28 protein-coding genes and 1 other annotated feature are annotated in these 26,597 nt (G+C 54.8%); of the genes, 9 read left to right on the plus strand and 19 right to left on the minus strand.

Annotated elements, in window-relative coordinates; translation table 11 throughout:
• The first annotated feature begins 3 nt into the window (after positions 1 to 3).
• Positions 4 to 259, plus strand: a binding site (T-box leader).
• A 64-nt stretch (positions 260 to 323) separates the two neighbouring features.
• Positions 324 to 1,544 carry a tyrosine--tRNA ligase gene (gene tyrS / locus QZL71_RS01385; protein ID WP_294647434.1) on the plus strand — a complete coding sequence of 407 codons (1,221 nt, stop codon included), beginning with the start codon at positions 324 to 326 and terminating at the stop codon, positions 1,542 to 1,544.
• A gap of 92 nt (positions 1,545 to 1,636) precedes the next feature.
• On the opposite strand, the gene QZL71_RS01390 is transcribed toward tyrS, so the two are convergent.
• From QZL71_RS01390 to asd, 5 genes are all read right to left on the minus strand, one after another.
• On the minus strand, positions 1,637 to 2,104 hold the full coding sequence (locus QZL71_RS01390) for an ACT domain-containing protein (protein WP_097775498.1): 468 nt from the start codon (positions 2,102 to 2,104) through the stop codon (positions 1,637 to 1,639).
• Between the two features lie 50 nt (positions 2,105 to 2,154).
• Positions 2,155 to 3,462 carry a CapA family protein gene (locus QZL71_RS01395; RefSeq protein ID WP_294647435.1) on the minus strand — a complete coding sequence of 436 codons (1,308 nt, stop codon included), beginning with the start codon at positions 3,460 to 3,462 and terminating at the stop codon, positions 2,155 to 2,157.
• A gap of 54 nt (positions 3,463 to 3,516) precedes the next feature.
• Positions 3,517 to 4,275 carry a 4-hydroxy-tetrahydrodipicolinate reductase gene (dapB, locus tag QZL71_RS01400; protein ID WP_097775500.1) on the minus strand — a complete coding sequence of 253 codons (759 nt, stop codon included), beginning with the start codon at positions 4,273 to 4,275 and terminating at the stop codon, positions 3,517 to 3,519.
• A 90-nt stretch (positions 4,276 to 4,365) separates the two neighbouring features.
• Positions 4,366 to 5,259, minus strand: a complete 894-nt coding sequence (dapA, locus tag QZL71_RS01405) for a 4-hydroxy-tetrahydrodipicolinate synthase (RefSeq protein ID WP_294647436.1) — start codon at positions 5,257 to 5,259, stop codon at positions 4,366 to 4,368.
• A 42-nt stretch (positions 5,260 to 5,301) separates the two neighbouring features.
• Complete coding sequence (gene asd / locus QZL71_RS01410) at positions 5,302 to 6,384, minus strand: aspartate-semialdehyde dehydrogenase (RefSeq protein ID WP_294647437.1); 1,083 nt, start codon at positions 6,382 to 6,384, stop codon at positions 5,302 to 5,304.
• Between the two features lie 170 nt (positions 6,385 to 6,554).
• Between asd and queA the strand changes: the two genes are divergently transcribed.
• From queA to QZL71_RS01445, 7 genes are all read left to right on the plus strand, one after another.
• Positions 6,555 to 7,583 (plus strand): tRNA preQ1(34) S-adenosylmethionine ribosyltransferase-isomerase QueA, encoded by a 1,029-nt coding sequence (gene queA, locus QZL71_RS01415; protein ID WP_294647439.1) that lies wholly within the window; start codon positions 6,555 to 6,557, stop codon positions 7,581 to 7,583.
• 97 nt (positions 7,584 to 7,680) lie between these two features.
• Positions 7,681 to 8,826: a tRNA guanosine(34) transglycosylase Tgt gene (tgt, locus tag QZL71_RS01420; protein WP_294647441.1), complete on the plus strand. Its 1,146-nt coding sequence runs from the start codon at positions 7,681 to 7,683 to the stop codon at positions 8,824 to 8,826.
• Positions 8,827 to 8,899: 73 nt separating this feature from the next.
• Positions 8,900 to 9,211: a preprotein translocase subunit YajC gene (gene yajC / locus QZL71_RS01425; RefSeq protein ID WP_005942086.1), complete on the plus strand. Its 312-nt coding sequence runs from the start codon at positions 8,900 to 8,902 to the stop codon at positions 9,209 to 9,211.
• A gap of 75 nt (positions 9,212 to 9,286) precedes the next feature.
• Complete coding sequence (locus QZL71_RS01430) at positions 9,287 to 9,682, plus strand: TIGR04086 family membrane protein (RefSeq protein WP_294647442.1); 396 nt, start codon at positions 9,287 to 9,289, stop codon at positions 9,680 to 9,682.
• A 25-nt stretch (positions 9,683 to 9,707) separates the two neighbouring features.
• Positions 9,708 to 10,448, plus strand: a complete 741-nt coding sequence (locus QZL71_RS01435; RefSeq protein WP_294647444.1) for a hypothetical protein — start codon at positions 9,708 to 9,710, stop codon at positions 10,446 to 10,448.
• A gap of 85 nt (positions 10,449 to 10,533) precedes the next feature.
• On the plus strand, positions 10,534 to 11,946 hold the full coding sequence (gene radA, locus QZL71_RS01440) for a DNA repair protein RadA (RefSeq protein ID WP_082210849.1): 1,413 nt from the start codon (positions 10,534 to 10,536) through the stop codon (positions 11,944 to 11,946).
• An 11-nt stretch (positions 11,947 to 11,957) separates the two neighbouring features.
• Positions 11,958 to 13,163, plus strand: coding sequence for a tyrosine-type recombinase/integrase (locus QZL71_RS01445; protein ID WP_294647445.1), 1,206 nt, complete (start codon positions 11,958 to 11,960; stop codon positions 13,161 to 13,163).
• A gap of 604 nt (positions 13,164 to 13,767) precedes the next feature.
• Here the strand turns inward: QZL71_RS01445 and QZL71_RS01450 are convergent.
• The 7 genes from QZL71_RS01450 to QZL71_RS01480 all read right to left on the minus strand — a co-directional run bounded on the left by QZL71_RS01450 (position 13,768) and on the right by QZL71_RS01480 (position 20,601).
• Positions 13,768 to 14,577, minus strand: a complete 810-nt coding sequence (locus QZL71_RS01450; protein WP_294647446.1) for an N-acetylmuramoyl-L-alanine amidase family protein — start codon at positions 14,575 to 14,577, stop codon at positions 13,768 to 13,770.
• Positions 14,578 to 14,743: 166 nt separating this feature from the next.
• Positions 14,744 to 17,155: an endonuclease MutS2 gene (locus QZL71_RS01455; protein ID WP_294647448.1), complete on the minus strand. Its 2,412-nt coding sequence runs from the start codon at positions 17,153 to 17,155 to the stop codon at positions 14,744 to 14,746.
• Positions 17,156 to 17,170: 15 nt separating this feature from the next.
• Entirely contained in the window at positions 17,171 to 17,917 is a 747-nt protein-coding gene (recO, locus tag QZL71_RS01460) for a DNA repair protein RecO (RefSeq protein WP_294647449.1), read from the minus strand.
• The gene (locus QZL71_RS01465) at positions 17,868 to 18,026 is read right to left on the minus strand and encodes a hypothetical protein (protein WP_158576285.1); all 159 of its coding nucleotides are present in this window, start codon (positions 18,024 to 18,026) and stop codon (positions 17,868 to 17,870) included. The genes recO and QZL71_RS01465 overlap by 50 nt, the downstream gene beginning before the upstream one ends.
• Before the next feature lie 85 nt (positions 18,027 to 18,111).
• Positions 18,112 to 19,050 carry a GTPase Era gene (gene era, locus QZL71_RS01470; RefSeq protein WP_154255692.1) on the minus strand — a complete coding sequence of 313 codons (939 nt, stop codon included), beginning with the start codon at positions 19,048 to 19,050 and terminating at the stop codon, positions 18,112 to 18,114.
• A 46-nt stretch (positions 19,051 to 19,096) separates the two neighbouring features.
• Positions 19,097 to 19,588 (minus strand): rRNA maturation RNase YbeY, encoded by a 492-nt coding sequence (gene ybeY / locus QZL71_RS01475; RefSeq protein WP_097775507.1) that lies wholly within the window; start codon positions 19,586 to 19,588, stop codon positions 19,097 to 19,099.
• A gap of 53 nt (positions 19,589 to 19,641) precedes the next feature.
• Positions 19,642 to 20,601, minus strand: coding sequence for a PhoH family protein (locus QZL71_RS01480; RefSeq protein ID WP_294647451.1), 960 nt, complete (start codon positions 20,599 to 20,601; stop codon positions 19,642 to 19,644).
• Between the two features lie 355 nt (positions 20,602 to 20,956).
• Between QZL71_RS01480 and QZL71_RS01485 the strand changes: the two genes are divergently transcribed.
• Positions 20,957 to 21,151 carry a DUF3873 family protein gene (locus QZL71_RS01485; protein ID WP_005942104.1) on the plus strand — a complete coding sequence of 65 codons (195 nt, stop codon included), beginning with the start codon at positions 20,957 to 20,959 and terminating at the stop codon, positions 21,149 to 21,151.
• A 73-nt stretch (positions 21,152 to 21,224) separates the two neighbouring features.
• Here QZL71_RS01485 and yqeB read toward each other — a convergent pair whose 3' ends face one another.
• The 7 genes from yqeB to yqeC all read right to left on the minus strand — a co-directional run.
• Positions 21,225 to 22,040: a selenium-dependent molybdenum cofactor biosynthesis protein YqeB gene (gene yqeB / locus QZL71_RS01490; protein WP_294647452.1), complete on the minus strand. Its 816-nt coding sequence runs from the start codon at positions 22,038 to 22,040 to the stop codon at positions 21,225 to 21,227.
• Positions 22,037 to 23,092, minus strand: coding sequence for an XdhC family protein (locus QZL71_RS01495; RefSeq protein WP_294647453.1), 1,056 nt, complete (start codon positions 23,090 to 23,092; stop codon positions 22,037 to 22,039). The genes yqeB and QZL71_RS01495 overlap by 4 nt, the downstream gene beginning before the upstream one ends.
• A gap of 25 nt (positions 23,093 to 23,117) precedes the next feature.
• Positions 23,118 to 23,348: a DUF3343 domain-containing protein gene (locus QZL71_RS01500; protein ID WP_097775510.1), complete on the minus strand. Its 231-nt coding sequence runs from the start codon at positions 23,346 to 23,348 to the stop codon at positions 23,118 to 23,120.
• Between the two features lies 1 nt (position 23,349).
• Positions 23,350 to 24,489: an aminotransferase class V-fold PLP-dependent enzyme gene (locus QZL71_RS01505; RefSeq protein ID WP_294647454.1), complete on the minus strand. Its 1,140-nt coding sequence runs from the start codon at positions 24,487 to 24,489 to the stop codon at positions 23,350 to 23,352.
• Positions 24,486 to 25,094: a sulfurtransferase-like selenium metabolism protein YedF gene (yedF, locus tag QZL71_RS01510; protein ID WP_337679042.1), complete on the minus strand. Its 609-nt coding sequence runs from the start codon at positions 25,092 to 25,094 to the stop codon at positions 24,486 to 24,488. The genes QZL71_RS01505 and yedF overlap by 4 nt, the downstream gene beginning before the upstream one ends.
• Before the next feature lie 15 nt (positions 25,095 to 25,109).
• Positions 25,110 to 26,144, minus strand: coding sequence for a selenide, water dikinase SelD (selD, locus tag QZL71_RS01515; protein WP_294647455.1), 1,035 nt, complete (start codon positions 26,142 to 26,144; stop codon positions 25,110 to 25,112).
• The coding region (gene yqeC / locus QZL71_RS01520) for a selenium cofactor biosynthesis protein YqeC (protein WP_294647456.1) at positions 26,141 to 26,597 on the minus strand (457 nt) is incomplete at its 5' end. The genes yqeC and selD, both read right to left, overlap by 4 nt.

A 26,597-nucleotide genomic window follows, 5' to 3' on the forward strand; every position in this document is an offset into this window, starting at 1 on the left:
TTGTTAATGGCGATGAAGGGAACAAGTACCTTGAAGTGTTCTGCCCAGAGAAACCCCGGTTGGTGTAAGGGGCCGCAGAGCAGCAGGGGAAGTACCTCCCGGAGCTGCAGGCTGAATGCCGTTCAGGTTAGTAGGCTGTGCCGCGTGCGAGCGTTACAAACGCAGGAGTGTCTCTCTACTCTGGGGTGTGCACTCGTGAGGTCGTTTCTGTGAGGAAGCGGCAAACAGAGGTGGTACCGCGAATTTTCTCGCCCTCTGCCAAATTCATTTTTGGCAGGGGGTGTTTTATTTTTCCCTCTGCCCACAAACAGGAGGAAAAAATCATGACTCTGTATGAAGAACTCAAGGCCCGCGGCCTGGTAGCCCAGATCACTGATGAAGAGATCATCGACCTGATCAACAATGGCAAGGCAACCTTTTACATCGGCTTTGACTGCACTGCCGACAGCCTGACCGCAGGCCACTTTATGGCCCTGACCCTGATGAAGCGCCTGCAGATGGCAGGCAACAAGCCTATTGCCCTGATTGGCGGCGGCACTACCATGATCGGCGACCCCTCCGGCCGTACCGACATGCGCAAGATGCTGACCAAAGAGGATATCGCCCACAATGCCGCATGCTTCAAAAAGCAGATGGAAAAGTTCATCGACTTCTCTGAGGGTAAGGCACTGATGCTGAACAATGCAGACTGGCTGCTGAACCTGAACTACGTGGAACTGCTGCGTGATGTGGGTGCCTGCTTCTCCGTGAACAACATGCTGCGCGCCAAGTGCTACGAGCAGCGCATGGAGAAGGGCCTGTCCTTCCTCGAGTTCAACTACATGATCATGCAGAGCTACGACTTCTACTACATGTTCCAGCACTACGGCTGCAACATGCAGTTCGGCGGCGACGACCAGTGGAGCAACATGCTGGGCGGCACCGAGCTGATCCGCCGCAAGCTGGGCAAGGACGCTTATGCTATGACCATCACCCTGCTGACCGACTCTCAGGGCAAGAAGATGGGCAAGACTGCCGGCAATGCTGTCTGGCTGGATTCCAACAAGACCAGTCCATTCGAGTTTTACCAGTACTGGCGCAATGTGGGCGATGCCGATGTGATGAAGTGCATTCGTATGCTCACCTTCCTGCCGCTGGAGCAGATCGACGAGATGAGCACATGGAAGGATCAGCGCCTGAACGAAGCCAAGGAAATTCTGGCTTACGAGCTGACCAGCATGGTCCATGGCAAAGAAGAGGCCGAGAAGGCCCAGAATGCTGCCCGCGCACTGTTCAGCGGTAGCGCAATGGATACCGAGCACATGCCTTCTACTCAGCTGACCGATGCCGACCTGACCGATGGCTCCATCGGTATCCTGACCCTGATGGTCAAGGCTGGTCTGGCAGCATCCAACGGCGAGGCACGCCGTCTGGTCGTGCAGGGCGGTGTTCTGGTGGATGGCGAGAAGGTAGCCGCTCCCACCGTTGGCTTCACTGCTGAGCAGCTGGCAAAGGGTATTGTGATCAAGAAGGGCAAGAAGATCTACCACAAGGTCACTCTGTAAAAATATTGAACATGAAAATGCCGGTGTACTCTGTTTTGGAGTGCACCGGCATTTTTTCACTTGATGGAGGATTGCTCGCTTGCTTGCAGAATTTACAGCTCGTAAGCCTTCTTCAATGCTTCGTATGCTGCATCCTCATTCTCTGCGTGGACCAGCAGGGAAATATCCAGATCGCTGGTGGTGATAAGCAGTACTTCAATGCCGGCCATTGCCAGAGAATTCAGTGCACGGGCAGCTACGCCGCAGCTGGTGACCATTTCTTCACCAAACAGGTTCAGCTTGGAATAACCCACGCTGATCAGCGGGGAAGCCTTGGCATCCTTGTCCAGATTTGCAACGGAAATAGCCTTCATCACCAGCGGAAGATCACTGCTGGAAGCGGTAAAGCTGAAATCGATGGTGGTGCCATGGGGCGCACTCTGGCTGATCATATCTACGACCACACCGTTATCTGCAAAGATCTGCAGGTAACGTGCGAGGCTGTTGCCCTTGAACTCTACATCCTGCACACTGATCATCATGAGGCTCGGCTCAATATTGATCTTCGATACTCCGTACATAAGGATCCTCCGTTCTGCCCGAAAGGCGGGCTTCAACAATACAAAAATATTCAGGTAAGCTGCAAAAACTCCGGGTCGATATTTTCCCGGGCAATGGACTGAATCATTTCCAGGCTGAAATCTGGATACGCCTGTCGTACTCCGTGGGCCTTTGTAAGGGCTTCGGTATAATCGCGGAACAGGTAGGTACGCACATTGGATTTGCCTGCATCATAGTGGGTCACCGTCGGCAGAAGTCTGGGAGAGAGCACGCTGCAACGGACAGTGCCGTCCGGTTCGGTCGTTTTTTCAAGCTGAACCGATAAAATTGCGCCGACCAGCTGATCGGGCTTTTCCTGCGTGCTGATAAAATTGCCCAGAGAATAGGCCGTGAACACCTGCCTGCCGTCTGCTGCAGTCAGCCACTGTGCATTTTGCAGCACATGCGGGTGGGTGCCAATGATCAAGTCTGCACCCCAGTCTGCAAGGTTTTGCGCCAGAGTTCGCTGCGGATCTGCGATGGCATGGCTGTTTTCTACGCCCCAGTGCACACCCACCACCACAAAATCTGCAAGCTGACGTGCCGCTTTTACTTGCTGCTCGATCACATCGGTCTGGCTGGTATAGATCACATTGGCCTGCATGGAGCTGTTCTGCGGGATGCCATTGGTATGCTCTGTGTAGGAAAGATACGCGATCGTTACACCATTGACAGTCTGCAGCGGGATATGACCGTAGTCGCTTTCTCCCTTCCACAAACCGGTTGTTACAACGTCCTCCGGCATGCTGCCCCAGAAGCGCAGGGTAGCGGCAATGCCGGAAGCGCCTTTATCGTAGGTGTGGTTATTGGACAGGCTGAACACCCGCACACCCGCTCGGTAAAGCGCACGGGCGCAATCGCCCGGCGTAGAAAAGCATGGGTAGGAGGATGGCTCCAATTCATCCGTGCAGAGCGTTTCCTGATTGATCCAGTTCACATCATGCTGTGCATAAAAAGGCGCAATATGTTCGTAACAGTAATCGAAACTGTAAGCTTCCTCTCCGGAAGCGCGGCGCTGCGCCTGCTTATAAATGGGTGCGTGGATCAGATTATCTCCTGTTGCAGAAAAGCGGACAATCTGAACCAGCGGCTGCGGTTCCGGCTCTGGCGCAGGCTCTGCTTCTTCCGGCTGTGATACAGTGGTAGAACCTGCAGAAGAGCTTTCCGTGCTCACCGGTTCTGCCGTCGGTATGCTTTCCTGCAGAAAGAACTTTGGCAGCAATGGCAGGCAGAACAGAAACACGATCAGCATCGCTCCGGCTGTCCAGAAAGCCTGCCTTCTGGCGCGGCGTTTTGCAGTCGGTCTGCGCCGGTGCTGTTGCGGGGATTGTTTGCTCATCCGCGTCCACATCCTTCCACCATGTTTCTGCCAAAAGCAGAGCAATCAGGCTTTTTAAAGTGCAGCGATCATATCACCCATATTGTACAGGCCCGGCTCCTTTTTTGCAAGGTAAACTGCTGCATTCACAGCGCCGTTTGCAAAAATATTGCGAGAGTAAGCGGTGTGCTTGAGAGTGATCACCTCGTCCGGGCCGCAGAACAGCACTTCGTGATCACCCACGATGCTGCCGCCGCGCACGGAACTGATACCAATTTCCTTCGGGTCGCGCTTCTGGCGGACAGAAGAACGGTCGTAAACATAATGATATTCGCCATTGTTTTGCTCATTGATGGCATCGGCCAGCATCAGAGCGGTGCCGCTGGGTGCATCCAGCTTGTTGTGGTGGTGCTGCTCCACGATCTCAACATCGTAGTTCACACCCAGAATAGCCGAAGCGCGCTTGCACAGCTCCGACAGCACATTGATGCCCATGGACATATTAGCGCTCTTGAACACCGGCACCGTGCGGGATAGCTGCACCACCTTGAGCTGCAGCTCTTCCGAAAGGCCTGTGGTGCACACCACGATGGGCAACTTGTGAGCTTCACAGTAGGGCAGAGCCTTTTCCACAGCGGCCGGAGAGCTGAAATCGATGATCACATCGCCCTTGCCGTCCAGCTTTTCCAGGCTGTCATACACAGGGATGCCGTTCTGTTCGCCATCCTTTATGTCGATGCCTGCAATCACGCGGCAGTCCTCGCGCTGTGCGATCATATCACACAGCACATGGCCCATGCGGCCGCCGATGCCCTGAATCACAATATCCGTCATAATTTTTATCCTTTCCTGCCCGTTTTTCATATCGGCATATCGCAAAATGCCCGGACAGAGCGCTCCGCCGGGCATTTTGCAGCCAAAAACTTATTCTGTAATAAGACCCTCTGCACGCAGAGCCTTTTCAATCTGCTCCTTGTGGGCCTCGCTCGGCTCTACCAGAGGTAGACGGCACTCGCCAGCTTCCCAGCCCAGCACATTCATGGCGTACTTCACCGGGATGGGATTCACTTCACAGAACAGCGCATCAGCCAGCGGCAGCATTTCCAACTGCAGCTGACGCGCCTTGGCGGTATCGCCGTCAAAGAATGCCTTGCAGCAGTTGTGCACCAGCTCCGGCTTGACATTGGACACGACGCTGATCACGCCCTTGCCGCCCAGAGCCAGCAGGGGAACCACCTGATCGTCGTTGCCGGAATAAATGTTCAGCTCGTCGCCGCACAGCTGTGCGATCTTGGCTACCTGAGAGATGTTGCCGGAAGCTTCCTTGATGCCGTTGATCAGAGGATGCTTGCTCAGTTCCAGAGCAGTCTCCGGGGCAATGTTCAGGCCGGTGCGGGAAGGCACGTTGTACATGATCACCGGGATGCCTCCGGCCTCAGCCATGGCGGTAAAGTGAGCAACCAGACCAGCCTGCGTGGTCTTGTTGTAATAGGGAGTCACCATCAGCAGAGCGTCTGCGCCGCATTCGGCAGACTTTGCGGCCAGTGCGCAACCGTGGTCGGTATCGTTGGAGCCAGCGCCTGCAATGACGGGCACGCGGTGGTTGACAACATCCACCGTATACTTGATGGCGGCAAGCTGCTCCTCATCGGTCATAGTAGAGCACTCGCCGGTGGTGCCGCAGATGATGATGGCATCGGTATGGTGCGCGATCTGATCCTCAATAATGCGGCCCAGCTCGTCAAAGTTGATGCTTCCGTCCTCGTACATCGGGGTGATAATGGCAACACCCGCGCCGGTAAAGACAGGATTCTTCATAGACTAAAAACTCCTTTTGATGCGTTTGCACGCAAAATATACTCAGTCAAAATAGCCCTTTGCGGCCAGCAGCTCTGCCAGCAGAACGCCGCCGCCTGCAGCACCGCGCAGGGTGTTGTGGCTCATGCAGGCAAACTTGTAATCAAACAGGGTGTCCTCGCGCAGGCGGCCGATGCACACAGCCATGCCGTTCTCGGTGTTGCGGTCCAGCTTGGGCTGCGGACGATCCGGCTCGGTGAAGTAATGCAGGAACTGCTTGGGTGCGCTGGGCAGGTCAAGCTCCTGTGCGGGGCCGCGGAAGTTTGCCCATGCCTCCAAAATCTGCTCCTTGGTGGGCTTCTTCTCAAAGCTTACAAACACGGCAGCGGTGTGGCCGTCGGAGACAGGCACGCGGAAGCACTGTGCAGTGATGGTGGGCTTCTCGGCGTTGACGATGTGGTCGCCCTCAATGTGGCCCCACAGCTTGAGCGGCTCGCGCTCGCTCTTTTCTTCCTCGCCGCCGATGTAGGGGATCACGTTGTCCACGATCTCGGGCATACGGTCAAAGGTCTTACCTGCACCGGAAATGGCCTGATAGGTGCACACCAGAGCCTTGCTGACACCAAAATCCTTCATCAACGGGTGCAGGGCGGGAACATAGCTCTGCAGGCTGCAGTTGGACTTGACGGCAATAAAGCCGCGCTTGGTGCCCAGACGCTTGCGCTGTGCGGGGATGATCTCGATGTGGTCGGCGTTGATCTCGGGCACCACCATGGGCACATCCGGGGTAAAGCGGTTTGCACTGTTGTTGGACACCACCGGGCACTCAGCCTTTGCATAGGCCTCTTCCAGAGCCTTGATCTCATCCTTGGGCATGTTGACTGCACAGAAGATAAAATCCACCTGAGAAGCAACCTCTTCCACCTTGGATGCATCCAAAACTACCATCTTCTTGACACTTTCCGGCATGGGGGAGGTCATGGCCCAGCGGGGACCGACAGCTTCCTCATAGGTCTTGCCGGCGCTGCGGCCGGATGCAGCCAGAACGGTCAGCTTGAACCAGGGGTGATTTTCCAGCAGCGTCACAAAACGCTGACCGACCATACCAGTCGCACCTACGATACCCACTTTATACTGTTTTTCCATTTCCAGCACCTTTCCTTTCGTGAAAGCGAACTCAATAAATATTTCTATTACATAGATTCACGGCTTGCAAACCGGACAGCGATGCAATATAATAGATACTGTTTATACAGATTTTATGATATCATTGATACGGTGTCCGTGTCAATCATCGGAAAGGCAAATTGAACGCTATGTTAAAAAAAGATTTTTGGTATGATTTACCCAAAGAGCTCATTGCACAGGAGCCGGCTGACCCCAGAGACTCTGCACGGCTGATGGTGCTGAGCCAGAAAGACGACAGCATCCAGCACAAGATCTTCCACGATCTACCGGAATTTTTAGAGCCGGGCGACCTGCTGGTGGTAAACAATTCCAAGGTCCTGCCTGCCCGCATCGTGGGCGTCAAGCAGCCCACCGGTGCTGTGTGTGAGCTGCTTTTGCTGCGTCAGGTCAAGGGCGACCAGTGGGAGTGCCTTGCAAAGCCTGGCAAGCGGATGCAGCCCGGCACCAAAGTGAGCTTTGGCGATGGCAGCCTGACCGCCGTGGTAGACGAGACCATGGAGGACGGCAACAAGTACGTTACATTCTATTACGATACCGAGACCCTTTATGAAAAGCTGGACGAATTTGGCAAAATGCCTCTGCCGCCCTACATCACAAAGCAGCTGGAGGATCAGAGCCAGTATCAGACTGTTTACGCAAAGGAGCTTGGCAGTGCTGCAGCCCCTACGGCCGGCCTGCACTTCACCCCGGAACTGATGGATACCATCCGCGCCAAGGGCGTGAACATTGCCGAAGTGACCCTGCATGTGGGTCTGGGCACCTTCCGCCCTGTGCAGGAGGATGAGATCTCGGATCACAAAATGCACAGCGAATGGTACTGCATCGATGAAAAAACCGCGCAGATGATCCGCGATACCAAGGCTGCCGGTCACCGTGTGATCGCAGTGGGCACTACCAGCTGCCGCACGCTGGAAGCCGTTGCCGCAAAGTACGGCGAGATTCGCGCCTGCAGCGGCAACACTTCTATCTTCCTGTATCCAGGCGTGAAGTTCAACTGCATCGACGGCCTGATCACCAACTTCCACCTGCCGGAAAGCACCCTTATCATGCTGGTGTCGGCCCTGTATGGCTACGAAAAGACCATGGCAGCCTATAAGGTGGCTGTGGAGGAACGTTATAGATTCTTCTCTTTTGGCGATGCGATGCTGATTCTTTGATTATTTTTCCCGCTATTCTGTTGTTGATGAGCCTGATCCCGGGCTTTTTCATGAAGATCGCACGGCTGTTTTCCGTGCACAGAAAGGAACAAAAACTATGCCTTCTTTGACGACCTATAAGCTGCTCAAGCAGGAACACGATGCCCGGCGGGGCGAGTTCAAGACCGTGCACGGCACGGTGCAGACGCCCGCTTTTCAGAACGTGGCTACCGCCGGTGCCATCAAGGGCGGGTTGTCTGCTCAGGACCTGAAAGACATTGGCGCACAGGTCATGCTGTGCAACACCTACCACCTGCATCTGCGCCCCGGCGACAAGCTGGTAGCCGATATGGGCGGTCTGCACAAATTTACCCGCTGGAACGGCCCCATTCTGACCGACAGCGGTGGATTTCAGGTATTCAGTCTGGCAAAGCTGCGCAAGATCACCGAAGAGGGCGTGACCTTTGCCTCCCATCTGGACGGCCACCGCATCTTTATGGGCCCGGAAGAGAGTATGCAGATCCAGGCAAACCTTGGTTCTACCATCGCCATGGCCTTTGACGAGTGCGTAGAGAACCCCGCACAGCACGATTATTCCAAGGCCAGCTGCGAACGAACGACCCGTTGGCTGAAACGCTGTAAGATTGAAATGGCCCGCCTGAAGCACGAGGGCATTTCCGTGAATCCCGATCAGCTGCTGTTTGGCATCAATCAGGGCTGCACCTTTGCTGATCTGCGTGTGGAGCACATGAAGCAGATCGCAGATCTTGATCTGGACGGTTACGCCATCGGCGGTCTGGCTGTGGGCGAGCCCACCGAGGTGATGTACGAAATGATCAGTCAGGTGGAGCCCCACATGCCCAAGGATAAGATCCGCTACCTGATGGGCGTTGGCACCCCCGGCAATATCATTGAGGCCGTTGCCCGCGGCGTAGATCTGTTTGACTGCGTGATGCCCAGCCGTAATGCACGCCACGGCCACTTGAACACCTGGGACGGTATCATCAACATCAAGAATGCAAAGTATGAGCGCGATGAACGCCCTATTGATCCTGCTTGTGGCTGTCCGGTCTGCCGCAGCTATTCCCGTGCCTATATCCGCCACCTGTTCAAAGCGGAGGAGATTTTGGGAATGCGCCTTGCCGTCATGCACAACCTGTGGTTCTATAACCATCTGATGGAGCGTATCCGGGATGAGCTGGATGCAGGCACCTTCACGGCTTTCCACGATAAATATGTAAAGCTTCTGGATACCCGAATTTGAGAATAAGCCTTGCAACAGGTCGTTTAAAAAGGTATAATAAGCTTATCTGAATTTTGAGAGGAGATTTTGCCCCATGCAATTTCTGACTACCACTTCCGAAGGCTACATCAGCCTGTTCTTCACACTGGCTCTGATGCTGGTTCTGCTGTACTTCATGATCTATCGTCCCCAGAAGAAGCAGGAGAAGAAGGATGCCGCAATGCGCAGCAGCCTGGAGATCGGCGATCAGGTCACCACCATTGGCGGTGTCATTGGCCGTGTTGTTGCAATCAAGGACGATACCTTTGTTCTGGAGACCGGTGCTGACCGTGTGAAGATCCGCTTCACCAAGACTGCAATTTCCGCTGTTGAAAAGCTGAACATGGACAAGGCTGACAAGAAGTAAGCTTTTTCTTCAAACAATTAAGAGCATATCAAACGCGTCTTCCTGCATAGATTACTGGCAGGGAGGCGCGTTTTTATGTCTGAGAAAAATCTTTTCCCGGCGGAACTCCGGGTTCTTCTGCTGGCGGGGGCAGTCGGCGTTATGGTCACAGCGGGCTGGCTGGCCGCAATGGCAGCGCTGATGACAGCACAGGGCTATTCTGGTGCCGCCGCACCGCCGCTGGCAACAGCAGCCGTTGGTGCAGGGAGCCTTTGCAGCGGTTGGATCGCTGCATTTTGCAAAAAGGAACGCGGCCTGCTGTGCGGGCTTGTACAGGGCCTGTTTTATGCGGCATTGCTCGTGGTGCTCAGCGTTCCTTCCGGTACGCTTACGGAAGAGCCGCCGCTGCTGCGGTTTGCTGTGCTGATCCTGTGCGGCAGTATTGGCGGATTGCTGGGCATGGTGACCCGGGAGAAAAAGCGCCGCAGCTGAACAAATAAAACAAGGAGGTTCGATCATGTGGGTCTATCAGCAAACAGGAACGCCAGCGCATTTGCCAGAAGCCGCGCAGCCGCTTCCCACAGGTGAAGCTGCGCTTCTGCCGCAGCCGCAGAAAACACTGCCGCCAGAACGATCCGCACCGGAAGTGCCTTCACCGCTGCAGAGACATCACACGGAAACCCGGCAGAAAACCTGCTGGCTGCTCGTCTGTGCCTTTCTGATCGGCTCTGGCTCAGCTGGCGTGCTTCTGGCTTTCTGCGAAAAGCAGCAGCCGGACTGGCTGCAATATTACCTGCAAAGCTGGCGCGGCCTGTTTGCCGCTGCAGATGCACATACTGCGGCCAGCCTTTTCGGAATGGAATATCTTACGCTGGCTGCGGCCGCGACCCTTCTGTTCCTGATGGGCTTTTCCGCACTGGGGCCGGTTTTGATCTTTTTGTTTACGATGTTCTATGGGCTGGGAAACGGGACGCTGTTTGTGCAGCTGCTTTCCGACACGGCACTGAAAAAGGAAACGTGGCTTCTGCTGCTTGCATTTCTGCCTGCGGCAGCTGCTTCTGCAGGGCTGTGCACGCTCGGCACAGATTCTCTGCGGGTGAGCAGCCAGATCCGCGTCTGTTCCTTTTTTGCAGCAGGGCCTGACCGGGAGATCGTCCGGCCACATGGATTCATCCGGCAGTATCTGCTGACGCTGACGTTATTTGTGCCGCTGTGCGGCATTTCTGCAGCGCTTGCAAGCATTGGAAGCAGGCTTTGAGCAAGGGCTTTTCTTGCGGGTTTGCTTGTTATATGCTACAATAGAGAATAATAAAGCCAAGACAATGTAACAGGAGCTTTTTTTGATGAAGGAACCAAAACTGAAAACTGTATATGTGTGTTCCAACTGCGGCGAGACAAGCCCCCGCTGGATGGGCCGCTGCCCAAGCTGCGGCAGCTGGAACACGATGAACGAGGACGTTGTAGCGGAAGCCCCCAAAGCAGGTACGGCCGCAGCCAAACAGGCGGCAGCCGCCCGCCCGGAAGGGGTGACCACCCTGACCGCAAAACGCCTTTCTGAGATCAGCATGACCGAAGAAAAAAGCCGTATTCTGACCGGCATTTCGGAGCTGGACCGTGTACTTGGCGGCGGCATTGTGCTGGGCGGCGTTGTGCTTTTGAGCGGTGAGCCGGGTGTGGGCAAATCTACTATGCTTCTGCAGCTGTGCGGTGCCATTTCCAACCAGCACAGTGTTTTGTATATCACTGGCGAGGAATCGGTGCGGCAGGTCAAGCTGCGCGCTGCCCGGCTGAAAGTGCCGCAGGATAACATTTTTCTGGCAGCGGAGAATGATGTGGACGAGATCTGCGGCCTGATCGAAAAAGAAAAGCCGGATCTCGTGGTCATCGACTCCATCCAGACGATGCGCTGCATGGATATCTCGTCCTCCGCCGGTACGGTAAGTCAGGTCAAGGAAAGTGCGGCCCGCCTGCTGGCCGTGGCCAAAAAGCAGGAGATCCCCATGTTCATTGTGGGGCATGTGAACAAGGACGGTGCCATTGCAGGCCCCAAAGTCATGGAGCATATCGTGGATACGGTGCTTTACTTTGAGGGCGATAAAATGCTGCCGTACCGCATCCTGCGTGCGGCCAAGAACCGTTATGGCTCCACCAATGAGCTGGGCATGTTTGATATGACGGGGCAGGGCCTTGCTGAGATTGAAAACCCTTCACAGATGCTGCTGGAAGGCCGTCCTCTTGGCGTTTCCGGCAACTGTGTGGCCTGTACCATGGAGGGCAGCCGTCCCATTTTGAGCGAAATTCAGGCCCTTGCAACCAAAACCAATTTTCCAGCACCGCGCCGTGCCTGCAGCGGCTACGACTACAACCGCATGAATCTGCTGATCGCTGTGCTGGAAAAGCGTGCAGGGTATTTCTTTGGAAATCTGGATGTATATATCAACATCGTGGGCGGCATTGCACTGCGTGATACTGCCTGTGATCTTTCTGTCTGCTTGAGTATGGTCTCCTCGCTGCTAGACAGGCCCGTCAGCGATAAGCTGATCGCCATTGGCGAGGTCGGCCTTGGCGGTGAAGTGCGCAGCGTACCCAATCTGGAACAGCGCCTGCATGAGGCAGAGCGTATCGGCTTTGAACGTGCGGTGATCCCGAAGCACAGCCTGAATCATCTGAGTCCGGCAGATTATCCTGGAATGCAGCTGATCGGCGCGGCTTATATCACCGATGCGATCAATGCCCTGAAATCTGACCGCTTATAAGAGGAAAAACAATGTCGATCTATCTGGACGAGAAAAATCCCGGCAAGCACAAGCCCTTCGATGATGCTGCGCCGGACATTGTGGAATACGTCCGCTATCTGGAAGTGATCGCGGGCAAAAGCGCAAACACGGCGTTCAGCTACTACTGTGATCTGCGCGGATTCAGCCGTTTTATGAAGCGCCGCCGTGGGCTTGTGCCCGAAGACAGCGAGATGAAGGATATCGACCCCAAAGGGCTGGACACCGCATTCTGGGCCTCCGTAACAAAGGAGGATATCTACGAATATCTGTACTTTTTAAACCGCGAGTGCGGCAACAAAAAGTCCTCAACGGCCCGGCGGCTGGCAAGCCTGCACGGCTTTTATGATTACCTGGTCAATCAGGTCAACCGGCTGGATGCTGATCCGACTGCGGCCATCCACCCACCCAAACAGGATAAGGTACTGCCCAAATATCTGACGGCGGAGCAGTCCATGGAGTTATTGGAAAGCACGCAGACCCAAAGCGATTTTCCGGAGCGGGATTATTGCATGGTGACGCTGTTTTTGAACTGTGGAATGCGTCTGGCAGAGCTTGTCGGCATGAATCTGGACGACATTGATTTGGAAAACCGCCAGATACGTCTGTTTGGCAAGGGCCACAAGGAGCGCATGGTTTATCTGAATGATGCCTGCATGGAAGCATTGCGGCTGTATCTGGGCAAACGCAATACGATGGAGGGACTTCTGCCGCAGGAAAAGGCGGTCTTTATTACCCGACGGCGCAAAGAGCGTATCTCGAACCGCAGGGTAGAACAGCTAGTGACCGGTGCAATGAAAGCAGCCGGATTAAAAGGCTTTTCCACACATAAGCTGCGCCACACTGCCGCAACTCTGATGTATCAGACCGGCAATGTGGACATCCTTACACTCAAGCAGCTTTTGGGCCACAGCAACGTGTCTACCACACAAATTTATACGCACCTACAGGAATTTCAGGTGCGCGCGGCTATTGAAGAAAACCCGCTGGGCAAGGTCAAAAAGCTCAAAGCATCTTCTCACATCTTGGATACAACAAAAAAGGAAACAGGGGAGACAGCAGAGGATTCAGCTCTGGATGAGGAGCTTTCGTCTGCGCCCATGAAAGCCTTTGAGGGTGCGGCTCAGGATGGCATCGGGCTGGATTCTTCCGTGCTTGCAATGAAGCCTGATGCGAACGCCGGAAACGGAAATTCCTGAACCACATAAGAATACCCATAAAATGAAATGAAACGATACCGTCTGTGACGCGTCCAAGGTGCGGACATGTCATCGGCGGTATTTTTATAGATATATTTATATAAATAATGGAATGATAAGCTGTGATCTGGCCAGCGATTTGAAATCGTACGAGCAAATGGTCGTTCACAGAAAAATAAAAAGATCAGAATGACCACCGAACTTATAGCAACATAAAAAGAGAATCTGTAAAAATAAAATGCAAGCGCGCATGGCAGCGGCAGACTGTGCAGCTTTGTAATTTGTAAGTCCATAAAAAGATTGTAGCACCAAAATACTAATGAGACACAAAAATATAAAAAACGCAAAAGTTGAATCATACGGTATTACAGATGGCTGCAGATCCGCAGGTCGCGGAAAAAGGCCAGATGCAGGAAAATAGAGATTTTTCACTTCCCTATGTTTCGCATAACGTGCATTATACGAAAATTATGTAATCAAAAAAATAAGACCGCCCTTCTCTTCTGGTTATGAGTTCAGCGGTCTTAAAATACTGATGGCTGTATGGTGTTGGGTTCAGAATGTTATCGCTTCTTCTCCCTTGGTGATGCTATGCTGATACTTTTTAATTTAAAGTGAACCCGGCAAGCTGCTCGGCCTGCGGCTGTGTGCCAAAGTATGCACAGATTGCTTCGTAATAAACGCGGGCTGTTTTTTTACAACCTTCTTCGCTGCCGAACTGTGCAACATCTGCTTCATTCGTTACAAAGCATTGCTCTGCCAGCACTGCCGGACAATTTACATCTTCCAGCAACGTAAAGCTTCGCTCTGAACGCACCTCGGTGTGGGTACTTTCCACCAGTTGCTTCTGATCGTTTTCCAGATAATAAATGTATCGGACTCCCCCGCGCCCACGCAGAGATGCTCCTGCAGCCTGCATTCCTTTGGCAAGCAGCTGCGCAAAGTAAAAGCTTTCCTGATGCCAAGTCCGGCCCGGCACTGCCGGATAGCACTCAAAGCCGGATGCAGTGGAGCCATTTGCAGCTGAGTTGCCGTGGATGGAAAGCAACAGCTGCGGTGCCTGTTCGTCCGCTCTGGCGGCACGCTGGGCGGGCGTAGCGGTTTCATCAAAGCTGTCACGGGTCTGCAGCGGAATAAAATTAGAGTCCTGCTGCAGCAGCCGGATCAGTTCCGAGGCGGTTGCTGCGGTCATATCTTTTTCTTCGATCACTCCCCTTGCACCCGGGTCTGCTCCACCGTGCCCGGCATCGATCACCACGCGGTAAGGCGGATCACCGACCTGCGGACGGAATTCTTCACCGGCGATGCTTTCCGCTGGCTGAGCTGTCTGCAGAGTCAGCGCTGCATGCCAGAGTGAGCTGCCAAACCAGATGCCCACTGCGCAAAAAAGCAGAATGACCGTATTTTTGAGCACATGAGAAGTCTGTTTTCGTCTTTTTGAGTGCGCGGCTCTGGAATATCGTTTTGCCATTTTGGCTTACATCCTTATATTAGCATTCTTTATAGAATACGATCCTGCTCTGCAAATTCCTTCAATGTGAGAAAAAGCTACCCGAAAAATCCTTCGGATAGCTTTTTCTTTATTTCAGCTCTACCACGGTCACGCCGCTTTCACCCTCGCCATAACGGCCCAGACGGAAGCTTTTGACCATGCGGTTGCCGCGCAGATGCTTGTGGATAGCTGTGCGCAGCGCACCGGTTCCATTGCCGTGGATCAGATAAACCACTGTCTGTCCGTTCAGGATGGCACGGTCGATAAAGGAATCCACCTCCGGCAGCGCTTCGTCCACCGTCAGGCCCAGTAGATTGCATTCCATCTTGGCGGAACGCTGTACCCTCTCTACCCTGCCGTTCGGGCGGTTGGCATCGCCGGTCAGGCGAGAATAACGCTGCTGTGCTTTCGTCTGCGGTTTCTTTTCCTTGACCAGCTTTTCCGGCTGTTTCAAGCCCTTGAGCGGAACTTTGGTCTTGATGATGCCTGCACGCACCAGAACATCGCCGTTTTTATCCGGCAGGGCCAATACGGTAGCCAGCTGGTTCAGCTCTGCAATGCAGACCTCCTGCCCTACCTTGACCTCTTTCAGCGGCACAAATTCCTTGACGGGGTTATGCACCGCCTCGGAGCCGATAAACAGCTTTTCCGATTCTTTTTTGGCGATCTCGCGGGCGCGCTGAGCTTTCTGCTGGGTGCTCATGCGCTCGTCCTTCTGCAGCTGACGCAGTTCGTCGGTCAGGGCGTAAGCCTGACTTTCCACCTGCTGTGCCAGCGCACGAGCCTTGGCTCGGGCAGCTTCCAGTTCATTTTCACCCTGACGGATCAGCTCATCACGCTTTTTCTGCGCGGCTTCCAGCTGGTGGGAAGCTTCATTTTTCAGCTCTTCCACCTCGTTCTGGCTTTCCTTCAGCTGCAGCTTCAGATCATCCAGCTGTCCCAGAACGGCATCCAGACGCTTATCCTCTGCGGAAAGATGCTGCTGTGCCGCTTCGATCACGCGCTCCGGGATGCCCAACTTTTCGCTGATGAGGAACGCATTGGATTTGCCCGGCACGCCGACGCTCAGCTTATAGGTCGGGCGCAGCGTTTCCAGATCAAACTCACAGCTGGCATTGACAACGCCCTTGGTTTCCAGAGCAAACACCTTCAGCTCAGCGTAGTGAGTGGTGGCCATCAGCAGCACGCCGCGGCGGCGCAGCTCTTCAATGATGGCCACAGCCAGCGCAGCACCTTCGGCGGGGTCGGTACCGGCACCAAGCTCGTCCAGCAGCACCAGTGTGTGCGGCATGGCAAGCTCCAGAATGCCGGTAATCTTTTTCATATGACCGGAGAAGGTGGAAAGGCTCTGCTCAATGCTCTGTTCATCGCCGATATCCACCAGAAATTCATCAAATACGCAGATCTCGCTGCGCTCGTCAGCCGGGATCAGGAAGCCGCACTGCGCCATGGCGCACAGCAGGCCCGCTGTTTTCAAGGTGACGGTTTTGCCACCGGTGTTCGGTCCGGTGATGATCAGCGAATCGTAATCCCTGCCCAGAGCAATATCCACAGGCACGCACTTTTTAGGATCGATCAGCGGGTGGCGCGCACGGATCAGCGAGAAGGAATCGTCGGTGCGGACAGCAGGCTTGAATGCCTTGAGATCCAAAGCCAGCCGTGCCTTTGCCAGCAGAACATCGATCTCCAGCATAGCCTTGTAGCTGTACTGGAACTGCGGCTCAATGGCGGCCACCTGTGCGGTAAAGGCCACCAGAATGCGCTCGATCTCCTGCGCTTCCTGCGCACGGTACTGCAAAATGCGGGCATTGGCTTCCACAACGGCCTGCGGCTCCACAAAGACGGTGGCTCCGGTAGACGAAACATCATGAATAATGCCGCTCACCTCACCGCGGTATTCGCTCTTGACCGGCACAACATACCGGCCATTGCGCATGGAAACCACGCTTTCCTGTAGATACTTGGAGGTATCCATATTGCGGACCATGCTCTCCAGACGGTCACGGATGCTGTTCTCCGTTGCGCGGATCTTTTTGCGCAGGTCGTTCAGGGTATGAGAGGCCGTGTCTGCCATGGCATCCGGTGCCAGAATGGCGCTGGAGATCTGCTGTTCCAGGCCCGGCTGCGGTGCCAGCGCATAGAACAGATCGTCTGTAGGCAGAGCGTCGTGCTCCGAAGCACCATACCAGCTTGAAAGATTCTGAAAATTGCGCAGTGCACCAGCCACCATCAACAGCTCGCCCATTGAAAGTACGCCGCCTTTTACGGCGCGGGCCGCCAGCTGACTGACATTCTCCACGCCGCCAAAGCGCGGGGAGCCGTTTTTGATCAGCAGGGTGTTGATGGCATCGGTCTGTTCCAGCGCATAGCGCACCTCGTCCGGGTCGCACTGCGGCTGAGTGGCAAGCAGCATTTCGCGCGCTTCCTTGCACACGCAGCCCTCTGCGGCACGAGCGACGATCTTATCCAGTTCCAGAGTTTTTAAGTAACTTGTTTCCATAGGTTCCCTTTATGCTCAGGGCAGCAGGGTCTTTAAAAAGTCATAGCTTTTCAAAGGCTTATCCATATGGGTCAGTGCATAGCGCTCTGCCACTGCGGAAAGCTTTTCCAGACTGCCCACAGAAATTTTGAATGCAAATATTTTTTTGTCGTCCACAAGGCAGATGTGCCGCAGCGCATACAGTGCGCCCTGATCAAGGTTGCAGGTCTTTCCTGCTTTTGCGGCGCAGTCTGCACAGAGCAGATGGCCTTCCTGCACATCCAGATAGAACGCAGCACCATCATAGGCGCTGCAATCGCGGCAGCACACGATCTGCGGCATAAAGCCGCACTCGCTCATAGTGCGCAGCTCAAACACGGCCTTGATCACCCGCAGGTCCGTTTTGCCCTCGCTGATCATATAGAAACAGTTGAGCAGCAGCCGAAGCTCCCGCTGTGCCTCCTGCCCGGTGGGCGAAAGGGTCATTGCCATTTCAGCCATATACATGGCAAGACTCATGCCCTCAATACTGGACGAGATGCCGTGAAAGACATTTTTCACTTCCGCTTCCCGCACAGTGTACATGTTGCGGCCCGGCACCAGTGTGAACTCGGAGTAGCAGAACAGCCCGCACGCGCTGAACAGCTTGCTCTTCAGCCGCAGGCTGCTCTGCGCTGCTGCCGAGATCACGCCCAGTTCCGGTGTCAGGATCGTCAGAATGCGGTCCGATTCCTTATAGCGGGTCTCCTTCAGCACCAGACCCGTGGTTACAAAGGCTTCCATTTTCTTGGTCCTCTGCCGGGGTTTCTTCCGGCCGCTGTTGTTTATAATCGAGATAACGAAGAATGTTTCCCGTGCAGGCAAACGCCTGCCAGCTTGCTTGTGCATCCATTTGCAGCACCTCTTCCCTGTTACGGATAGTGTCAGGTTTATTTTAACCGTTCATCCAAGGGAATTCTGTCCTGCTTTGGCAAGTGTCAGCGGTTATTGGTGTTCTGCTTGAAGCCAAAGTTGTTCAGCAGGAACTCGTTATCGCGCCAATCGGATTTTACCTTTACCCAGCACTGCAGATTGACGCGGCAGCCCAAAAACTCTTCGCAGTCTGCACGGGCAGCACTGGCAATTTTTTTCAGCATTGCGCCGCCTTTTCCAATGACCATGCCCTTGTGGCTTTCGCGCTCGCAGTAGATATTTACATCAATATCGATCAGGTCGGTGCCCGGGCGCTCTTTGAAGCGCTCCACCACAACAGCAATGCCATGGGGGATCTCGTCGCGCATGAACAGCAGGGCCTTTTCACGGATGACCTCCGCCACAAGCTCCTTTTCCGGCATATCCGTGTAGGCATCATCATCAAAATAATGCGGGCCTTCCACAGCATAGCGGCTCAAAGCATCGAACAGCACTTCGCAGCCGTCGTTATCACGGACGCTGATGGTGTAGATATCGTCGAATACACCCAATGCCTTCAGCTCTTCTTTGCGGGCTTCCAGATCAGCAGGTTCCTTGACAAGGTCGGTCTTGTTGATGACTGCAATTGCCGGGCCGCCGCTGCTGCGCAGCATATCCACCAGCACCATTTCCGATTCATTCAGTGCGCCGTAAGGCTCAAACAGCATCATGGAAACATCCACATCTGCAATGGAATCGCTGGCAGTCTTATCCATCCGTTTACCCAGTTTGTTGCGTGCCTTGTGCACACCGGGTGTATCCAGCAGCACATACTGCAGCGGCCCGCGGGTGATCACGCCGGTAATGCGGGTACGGGTGGTCTGCGGCTTGGAAGTGACGATGGCTACCTTTTCGCCAACCAGAAGGTTGGTCAGACTGGATTTGCCAACATTGGGACGGCCAATGACAGCCACAAAAACGGAAGAAGTATCATAATGCCCCTGAATGGGTGTAGCGTTACTCAAAATCTAGCTCCTGTCTGTATTGTGCGGCAACCGCACGGTGAATCAATTACTCGGTATAGCTTACGGTGCGCGGCAGGCCCAGCTGCAGCAGAACAGCTTCCTCTTTCTCACGCATCCGCATGGCTTCCAGACCGCCATTTTCGTGGTCGTAGCCCAGCAGGTGCAGCATGGAGTGCACCGTCAGGAACGCCACCTCACGCTGCAGCGGATGGCCGTAAAGGTTTGCCTGCTCCTGTGCACGCTCCATACTGATGACGATGTCACCCAGCATTTTGCAGCCGTTGTTCTCGTCAACATCATATTTGCCGTCTACACCCAGAGGGAAGCTCAGCACGTCGGTGGGCATGGGCTTGTTGCGGTACTGGTTGTTCAGCTCAGCAATGGCAGCGTTATCCACAAAGGTCACGCTGATCTCTGCAGGAGCTTCAAAATGCTCATACTCCAGCACGGCATTACAGGCACGGCGGATGAGAATGCGCAGACCGGAAGGAACCTTGACGGCCTTCTGTGAATTGGTGATCAAAACTTTATTGGACATAAATCAGTCCACTCCTTTCTATTTTTGATGTCTTTATATGAATTCTGGTGATTTTATTTTTCAGGGTGTGCAGCCTTTTCGTAAGCCTTGATAATTTCCTGCACTAGACGGTGGCGCACAACATCCTTCTCAGTAAAATAGCACTGTGCAATCCCATTTACATTTTTAAGCACGTGCAGTGCATCCACAAGACCGCTGCGGGTGCGTTCCGGCAGATCGATCTGGGTCACATCACCGGTAACCACCACCTTGGAGCCGACACCCATACGTGTGAGGAACATTTTCATCTGCTCCGGTGTGGTGTTCTGTGCCTCGTCCAGAATGATAAAGGAATCATCCAGCGTGCGTCCGCGCATATAGGCAAGCGGTGCAACCTCAATGATCTGCTTTTCCACAAGGCGCTCGTAAGTTTCGGCACCCAGCATATCAAACAGGCCGTCATACAGCGGGCGCAGATAAGGGTCTACCTTCTGCTGCAGATCACCGGGCAGAAAGCCCAGCTTTTCACCTGCTTCCACTGCCGGGCGGGTGAGCACGATGCGGGAAACATCCTTGGCTTTAAAAGCCTTTACCGCCATGGTAACGGCCAGATAGGTCTTGCCAGTACCCGCCGGGCCAACGCCAAAGGTGATGGCATTGGTGCGGATGGCATTGAGATATTCCTTCTGGCCCAGTGTTTTGGGCCGGATCGGCCGTCCCTTGACCGTTACGGTAACAAAATCTTCGGTCAGTTCCTTGACCCGCTTTTCTGCTCCATCGTGCGCCAGACTGATGCAGTAGCGCACGGTCTGGTCTTCCAGCGGTGTATGATTCTCGATCAGAAGCAGCATTCCCTCCACAGCGCGGCTGGCCGCGGCAACATTGGCCGGTTCGCCTGAAAGCCGCAGCTGCGTGCCCCGGCAGACCGCCGTAACAGAAAATTCGTTCTCCAGCAGACGGATGTTCCGGTCGCAGTTGCCAAAAACAGCTGCGGCGACCTCTACACTATCCAGTTCAATATTCTTTTCTGCCATGTGCTCCTCCTGAAAGGATATATTTTAATGCTTCTATTGTACCACCAAAATCTCGAGAAGAAAACTGTGAAAAGTACACAAAATATTTTCATCCGTTCCATCGGTTTTTTCATACGCCAAGGCAGCTGCCCATGCAAAGCGTCAGCGGCAAAAAAGAAAATGCAGGAACAGGAATGCATCCTGTACGAATGATCTTGTCAAGTCCTTTTGTGCCACAACCACAGAGAAAAACAAAACATATCTTTGGCCAAAAAGGCAATAGCAAACTTCTCCCCTGCGTGCTACAATAGCAAGCGTTGTGCGGCTTGCATCCGGCCAGCCGCTCCGGAATGCTGAAATCAAAGGAGAAGGAACCATGGAACAACTTTTTCTGATGCCCGGTGAAGAACGCTGCGAACGCTTCAAGGATGGCAACGGTATTCCGAGAGTTCACTACTCCTATCGCTCGATGCACGGTGCATTCTTCGACTGTGAGAGCCGCAGTTTGGAGGAAGCCCAGCGCCTGTGTGAGGACTGGCTGGTAGGCCAGGACCGCTGCTACCGCAACTGAAATGAAAAATAGAAACCTCCGCTTCCCTGTCGGTACTGCCGCCGGGAAGCGGAGGTTTTTGCTTTTTACAGGTTTATTTCCACAGTTGAGCGCAGACAAGTTCCAGCACACTGCCCGCGATGCAGCGGGCCTTATCCGAAATGAGAAAACAGTCGGAAAGTTCCTCTTTGCGGGGGTCTATATCGGCCACCTTAAAACCGGGCGTTACCGGATAACTGCTGCGCAGAAGTCCGCGCAGAATGCCCGTGATCTGCGTGGTCACAGAGATCATGGCACCATCTGCCGTGCGGATCTGCGCAATGGTCTCACCCGCTTCCACGATATCTCCAATTTTGCGGAGATCCATAAATATACCGGCCGTGCCGGCATGGATCACGCGCTCTTTGCCGTAGCCGCCAATGATTCCGGGAATGCCGGTATCAGGGATGGCACTGCCTTCCCGAATGATGCGTCCCAGCCGGTGGCCGCGTTTGGTCTCCACCACCACATCCACATCCTGCCCGGCCGTGAAACCGGGGCCGAGTGCAATGGTCAGGGGTGCCATATCCCGCGTTGTGCCAAGATTCTTTTTGGCAAGGATCGCATCCACAAGGACATCCGGCTTTGCGGGCGCAATGCTTTTTCCTTGCGGGTCTACCAGAACAGGAACGGCATTCTGTTTCCAGACTTCTTCTGCCTGCGCCAGAGTTTCGATCCGTACCGCACGCAGACCTTCAACGGCGGTCTCACCTTCATAAACGGCTTCGCACAGAGAAACCTGCCGCCGGATCGCCGCCGGATGCTCCGCTTCCAGCACCAGCACACGCAGGCCTGCGCTCCACAGCCGGTGAACGGTGCCGGTAGCAAGGTCGCCACCGCCGCGCACAAGGATCAGTGCATCCTTCTTCATTTGATCTCCTCTCCGGGCTGGAGTCGAGTCAATACGATCTCCATAGACCCACCGCAGGCAGCAATTGCTGCATCATCATTTTTGCCGTCTGCCGAAAAATGCAGCCGTTGATACGCCGGAGCAGCTCCCGTCAGCATTTCCTGTGCAGCCAGAATGGTGCGGTGCTCCATAATACCGCCGCCCACGCTGCCCACAATAGAGCTGTCTGTGCGAACCAGCATTTTTGCGCCGATTTCCCGCGGCGTAGAGCCGTGCCGCGCCGCAATCACGGCAAGCACCGCCTGCTGCCCGGCGGCATCTGTCTGAGCCATGGCTTCCAGAAGGGCAGATGAAAAGCCCTCCGTCTGCGGACGCGCATTCTTGATCGATACGATCTGTGCCAGAATGGAAAGTGCGATCTCCTCTGCCGTCTGTGAGCCGATGGAAAGCCCGATGGGGGCGTACAACGCCTCCACTCTTTCGGCATCGATACCGGCTTCCAGAAGTTGACGGCGCACCAGTGCGGCACGCCCGCGGCTGCCCATCATGCCAACATAGGCTGCAGGCTTTTTTAATATCACCTTCAGGCAGTCCACATCAAATGCATGTGCCCGGGTGACGACCACATAATAAGTCTCTGCGCCGTCAGGTACCTGCGCAAGCGCTTTATCAAACGGCAGGCAGAGCACTTTATCGGCTCCGGCCAGCCGCAGCTGCTGTGCATATTCCTCGCGGTCATCCATTGCAAGGACCGTCAGGCCCAGCAGCTTTGCAAGCTGCACAACGGCTGCAGCCACATGTCCACCGCCGCAGACTACCAGCTGCGGCACCGCGCCAAAGCGCTCCGCAAAGATGTCTGTGCCTGCAACAGAGTGGATACCAGCTGCTGTGCAGCCCTGCAGTTCTGTCAGGTGCTGCAGCAGTACGGTGCTGTCTCCCCTCTGCCACACGGGCCTGCCCTCCAGCAAAAGCAGCTGGCTCCCCGCGGCATCGCCCTCTAACTGGGCCACCATCGTCCAGCCGCCCGCAGAACGGGCTTTTTGCAGCATTGTATAAAGCGGCATTTTACCCATGCGTCATTCTCCTGTTTTATCTTTATTACTGTTCTACTGCTGCGGCCTGATCGTAACGTGCCGGGTCCAGCCGGTTCTGCCACTGCTCAAATTCTTCCGGCAGCATCCGCCAGGCAAGGCCGCAGCCTGCGGAGATCTCGCGCGGCAGTGGGATGAGCCTGCCCGGAACCTTCTCCGCAAGGCACTGCTTTTCCCATTCCATGGCATCCAGCGTTGTGCGGAATGAAAGAACAATATAAGTTTTTTTGATGCGCATATCAGATCTCCTGTGCAAGCTCCTGAACAGCGGCTGCGGTCTGAAGCGCTTCGGCTTCCGTATTGAAATGCGAAAAGCTGAACCGTACCACGCCCTGTTCCACCGTGCCCAGCGCTTTATGCATCAGCGGTGCACAGTGCGCACCGGCACGCACACAGATGCTGTAGTCCTCCCACAGAATATCTGCAATGCGGGCTGAATCTTCGTCTCCAATGTTGAGCGAGATAATGGGAGCGTGCAGCGCCATTTCCGGGTCGCCGTAGATCTTCACGTTCGGCAGATCTCGAATGTTTTTATAAAAGAGCGCCGCCAGTGCAGTTTCTTTTGCACACAGCGTTTCCACACCCTGAGCCAGAATCCATTCCACACCGGCACACAGGCCCGCCAGACCCGGAACATTGAGCGTCCCGGCTTCCAGAGCGGTGGGCATCTGTGCGGGATGCTGTTCATCAAAGCTGTGTACGCCGCTGCCTCCCACTACCAATGGCTGGATGGAAAGCCCCGGGCGTACATACAAGCCGCCTGTTCCCTGCGGGCCAAGCAGCGCCTTATGTCCGGTGAAGCATAGCACATCAATGCCCAGTGCCTGTACGTCAATGGGCTGTGAACCCGCCGTCTGGGCCGCATCCACGATCAGCAGCAGGCTGTGCCGGTGCGCAAAACCCGCTGCTTTTGCAAGATCCGTTCCGTTGCCGGTCACATTGGAAGCACCTGTTACGACCAGCGCTTTTGTATTGGGCTGAACCAGCTTATCCCAGTCATTATATTGCAGCCGTCCACGCTCATCCACGCCTGCAAAACTGAACTGCAAGCCCTGTTCCCGCAGCCGGTAGAGCGGCCGCAGAACAGAGTTATGCTCACATACCGTTGTGATGATATGATCGCCCGGTGCAAAAAGGCCCCCCAATGCAATGTTCAAGGCCTCCGTTGCATTTGCCGCAAAGGCAATACAGGACGGGTCTGGTGCGTGGAGGAGCTTTGCCATTGCGCACCGCGCAGCATAAACAAGACGGCTTGCGTGCAGCGTGGGCTCATGGGCACCCCGTCCCGGATTGCCTGCCGTGCGCATTGCGTCCAGCACAGCCTGCTCTACCTGCGGCGGCTTGCGCAGGGTCGTGGCAGCGTTATCCAGATAGATCACGGTTTCACCACGTTGCCTGCCTGCGTCAGCTTTTCCACGATGGTGTACATGTTGGTCACACTGCCAACAGCAAGCTTTTCGGTCAGGCCATAGAAATTCAGGCAGGTGCCGCAGGTCATGATCTCCACGCCCTGTGCTTCCAGTGCCTTCAGGTCATCCAGCATGGGCGAACCCTCACAGGTCAGGGACGCGCCGCCGTTATAGAACAGCACTGTTTTGGGCAGCTGATCCTGCTGGGTAAGTGCGAACACAAAGGCCTTGAGCAGGGACTTGCCAAGGTCATCTGCGCCAATGCCCATTTTATCAGAGCTGATGGCAACCACCGTGTCCGTGCGGGTGTCCGGTGCACAGGCCGGTGCTTCTTCAGTGGGTGTTTCGGACGCTTCGCCGACCGTGAACAGCACGCGGTATTCCCGCTCGGCCAGCTTTTCGGCGCTGTACTGATAACCTTTCTGCTGGGCCATTTTGGTAAGGTTCTGCACGGCGATCTCATTATCCACCAGCACTTCCACCTCACCGGCACCCTTCAGTTCAGAGATCGCCTTTTTGGCTTTTACAACGGGCAGCGGGCATGCGTCACCACGGGCATCAACTTTCAGCATCATAATTGTAGGTCTCCATCAGTATTTTACAGTGATTTCCTGTTCGGTTTTGGGTATGATCTCACCCACGATCTTTGCGGGCAGGCCAGCGGCCTGCAGCTCTGCTTCCAGCGCATTTGCTTCTTTTGGCAACACGGCCAGCAATAGTCCGCCGGAAGTCTGTGGGTCAAACAGCACCTCTTCCATTGCAAACGGCACATTTTCAAAAGTGACATATGGGCCGGTATGGTTGCGGTTGCGCTGTCCGGCAGCGGTATACAAAAAATCATCTGCCGCTTTTTCGGCTCCCGGTAGAACCGGCACCATCCGTGCATCAATGATACAGGAAAGCTTTCCGCCCATCATCTCGTGCAGATGGCCCAGAAAACTGAAACCGGTCACATCGGTTGCCGCGTGGACCGTATACTTTCGGCTGATCTCGGCAGCGTTTTTGTTCAGCGTTGTCATGGACGCAATGGCACCGGCCATATCTTCTGGTGCCGCTTCGCCCACACGGTTTGCCGTGCAGATCAGGCCCACGCCCAGAGCTTTTGTTAAAATCAGCTTGTCGCCGGGCTTGCCGGAATCATTCATATACATTTTTTTCGGGTCCACAAGGCCAGTCACCGAAAGTCCGTATTTCACACCGGTATCGGCAATGGAATGCCCGCCCGCAAGGCTTCCGCCCGCTTCGGCCACCTTCTTGGCTCCGCCGCGCAGAATTTCGCCCAGAATGTTCAGATCCATGCTCTCCGGGAAGCAGACAAGGTTCAGTGCAGTCTTCACCTCGCCGCCCATGGCATAGACATCGCTCAGGGCGTTGGCCGCTGCGATCTGGCCGAAGGTATAGGGGTCATCCACCATCGGCGGGAAAAAATCCACTGTCTGTACCAGCGCGATATCATCTGTTATGCGGTATACAGCCGCATCATCCTGGCTGTCGTACCCGACCAGAAGGCTCGGGTCTCTTGCACCGCGCGGCAGCTTTTCCAGAATACGGCTCAGCGCTCCGGCTCCCAGCTTTGCGGTACATCCGCCGCCGGTGCAGAACACGATCTTGCCTTCTTTGCTCATGCACGTTCTCCTTTCTCGAAATGAGACGTAGCGCAGGAAATCCGATAAATTTTTTTCAGAATATCAGCCACCTGCCGGGCCAGAGCAGCCTGCTCTTTTGTATCGACCTGATTGAGTACAACATAAAAGCTGCGATCCCCTACAGCCTTCCTTCCACCGGCTTCACTTGCAAGCAGATTTGCCAGAAGTTCCGGTGTCAACTGCGCATCCTGCGGAACACAAAGCAGCTCTGCGGCAAGCTCTGCCCGGAAACAGACCTCCCGGAGCGGATGCCTCAACGCAGAAAGCCCTGCTACGGCCAGAACCGTATCGCACTGCGGTAAAAGCACCGGCTCGTGCGCAGCGGGTGCCTTGCAGGGCATCCGTTTTGCGCCGTCCGCTTCAATGAGCACGATATCTGCAAGGGTCATCCAGCGCTCCAGCTGTGCCTGCGGCGGGGCCGTCAATTTGCCG

Source organism: uncultured Faecalibacterium sp. (assembly GCF_900066275.1).
In the GTDB taxonomy this organism is placed as follows: domain Bacteria; phylum Bacillota; class Clostridia; order Oscillospirales; family Ruminococcaceae; genus Faecalibacterium; species Faecalibacterium taiwanense.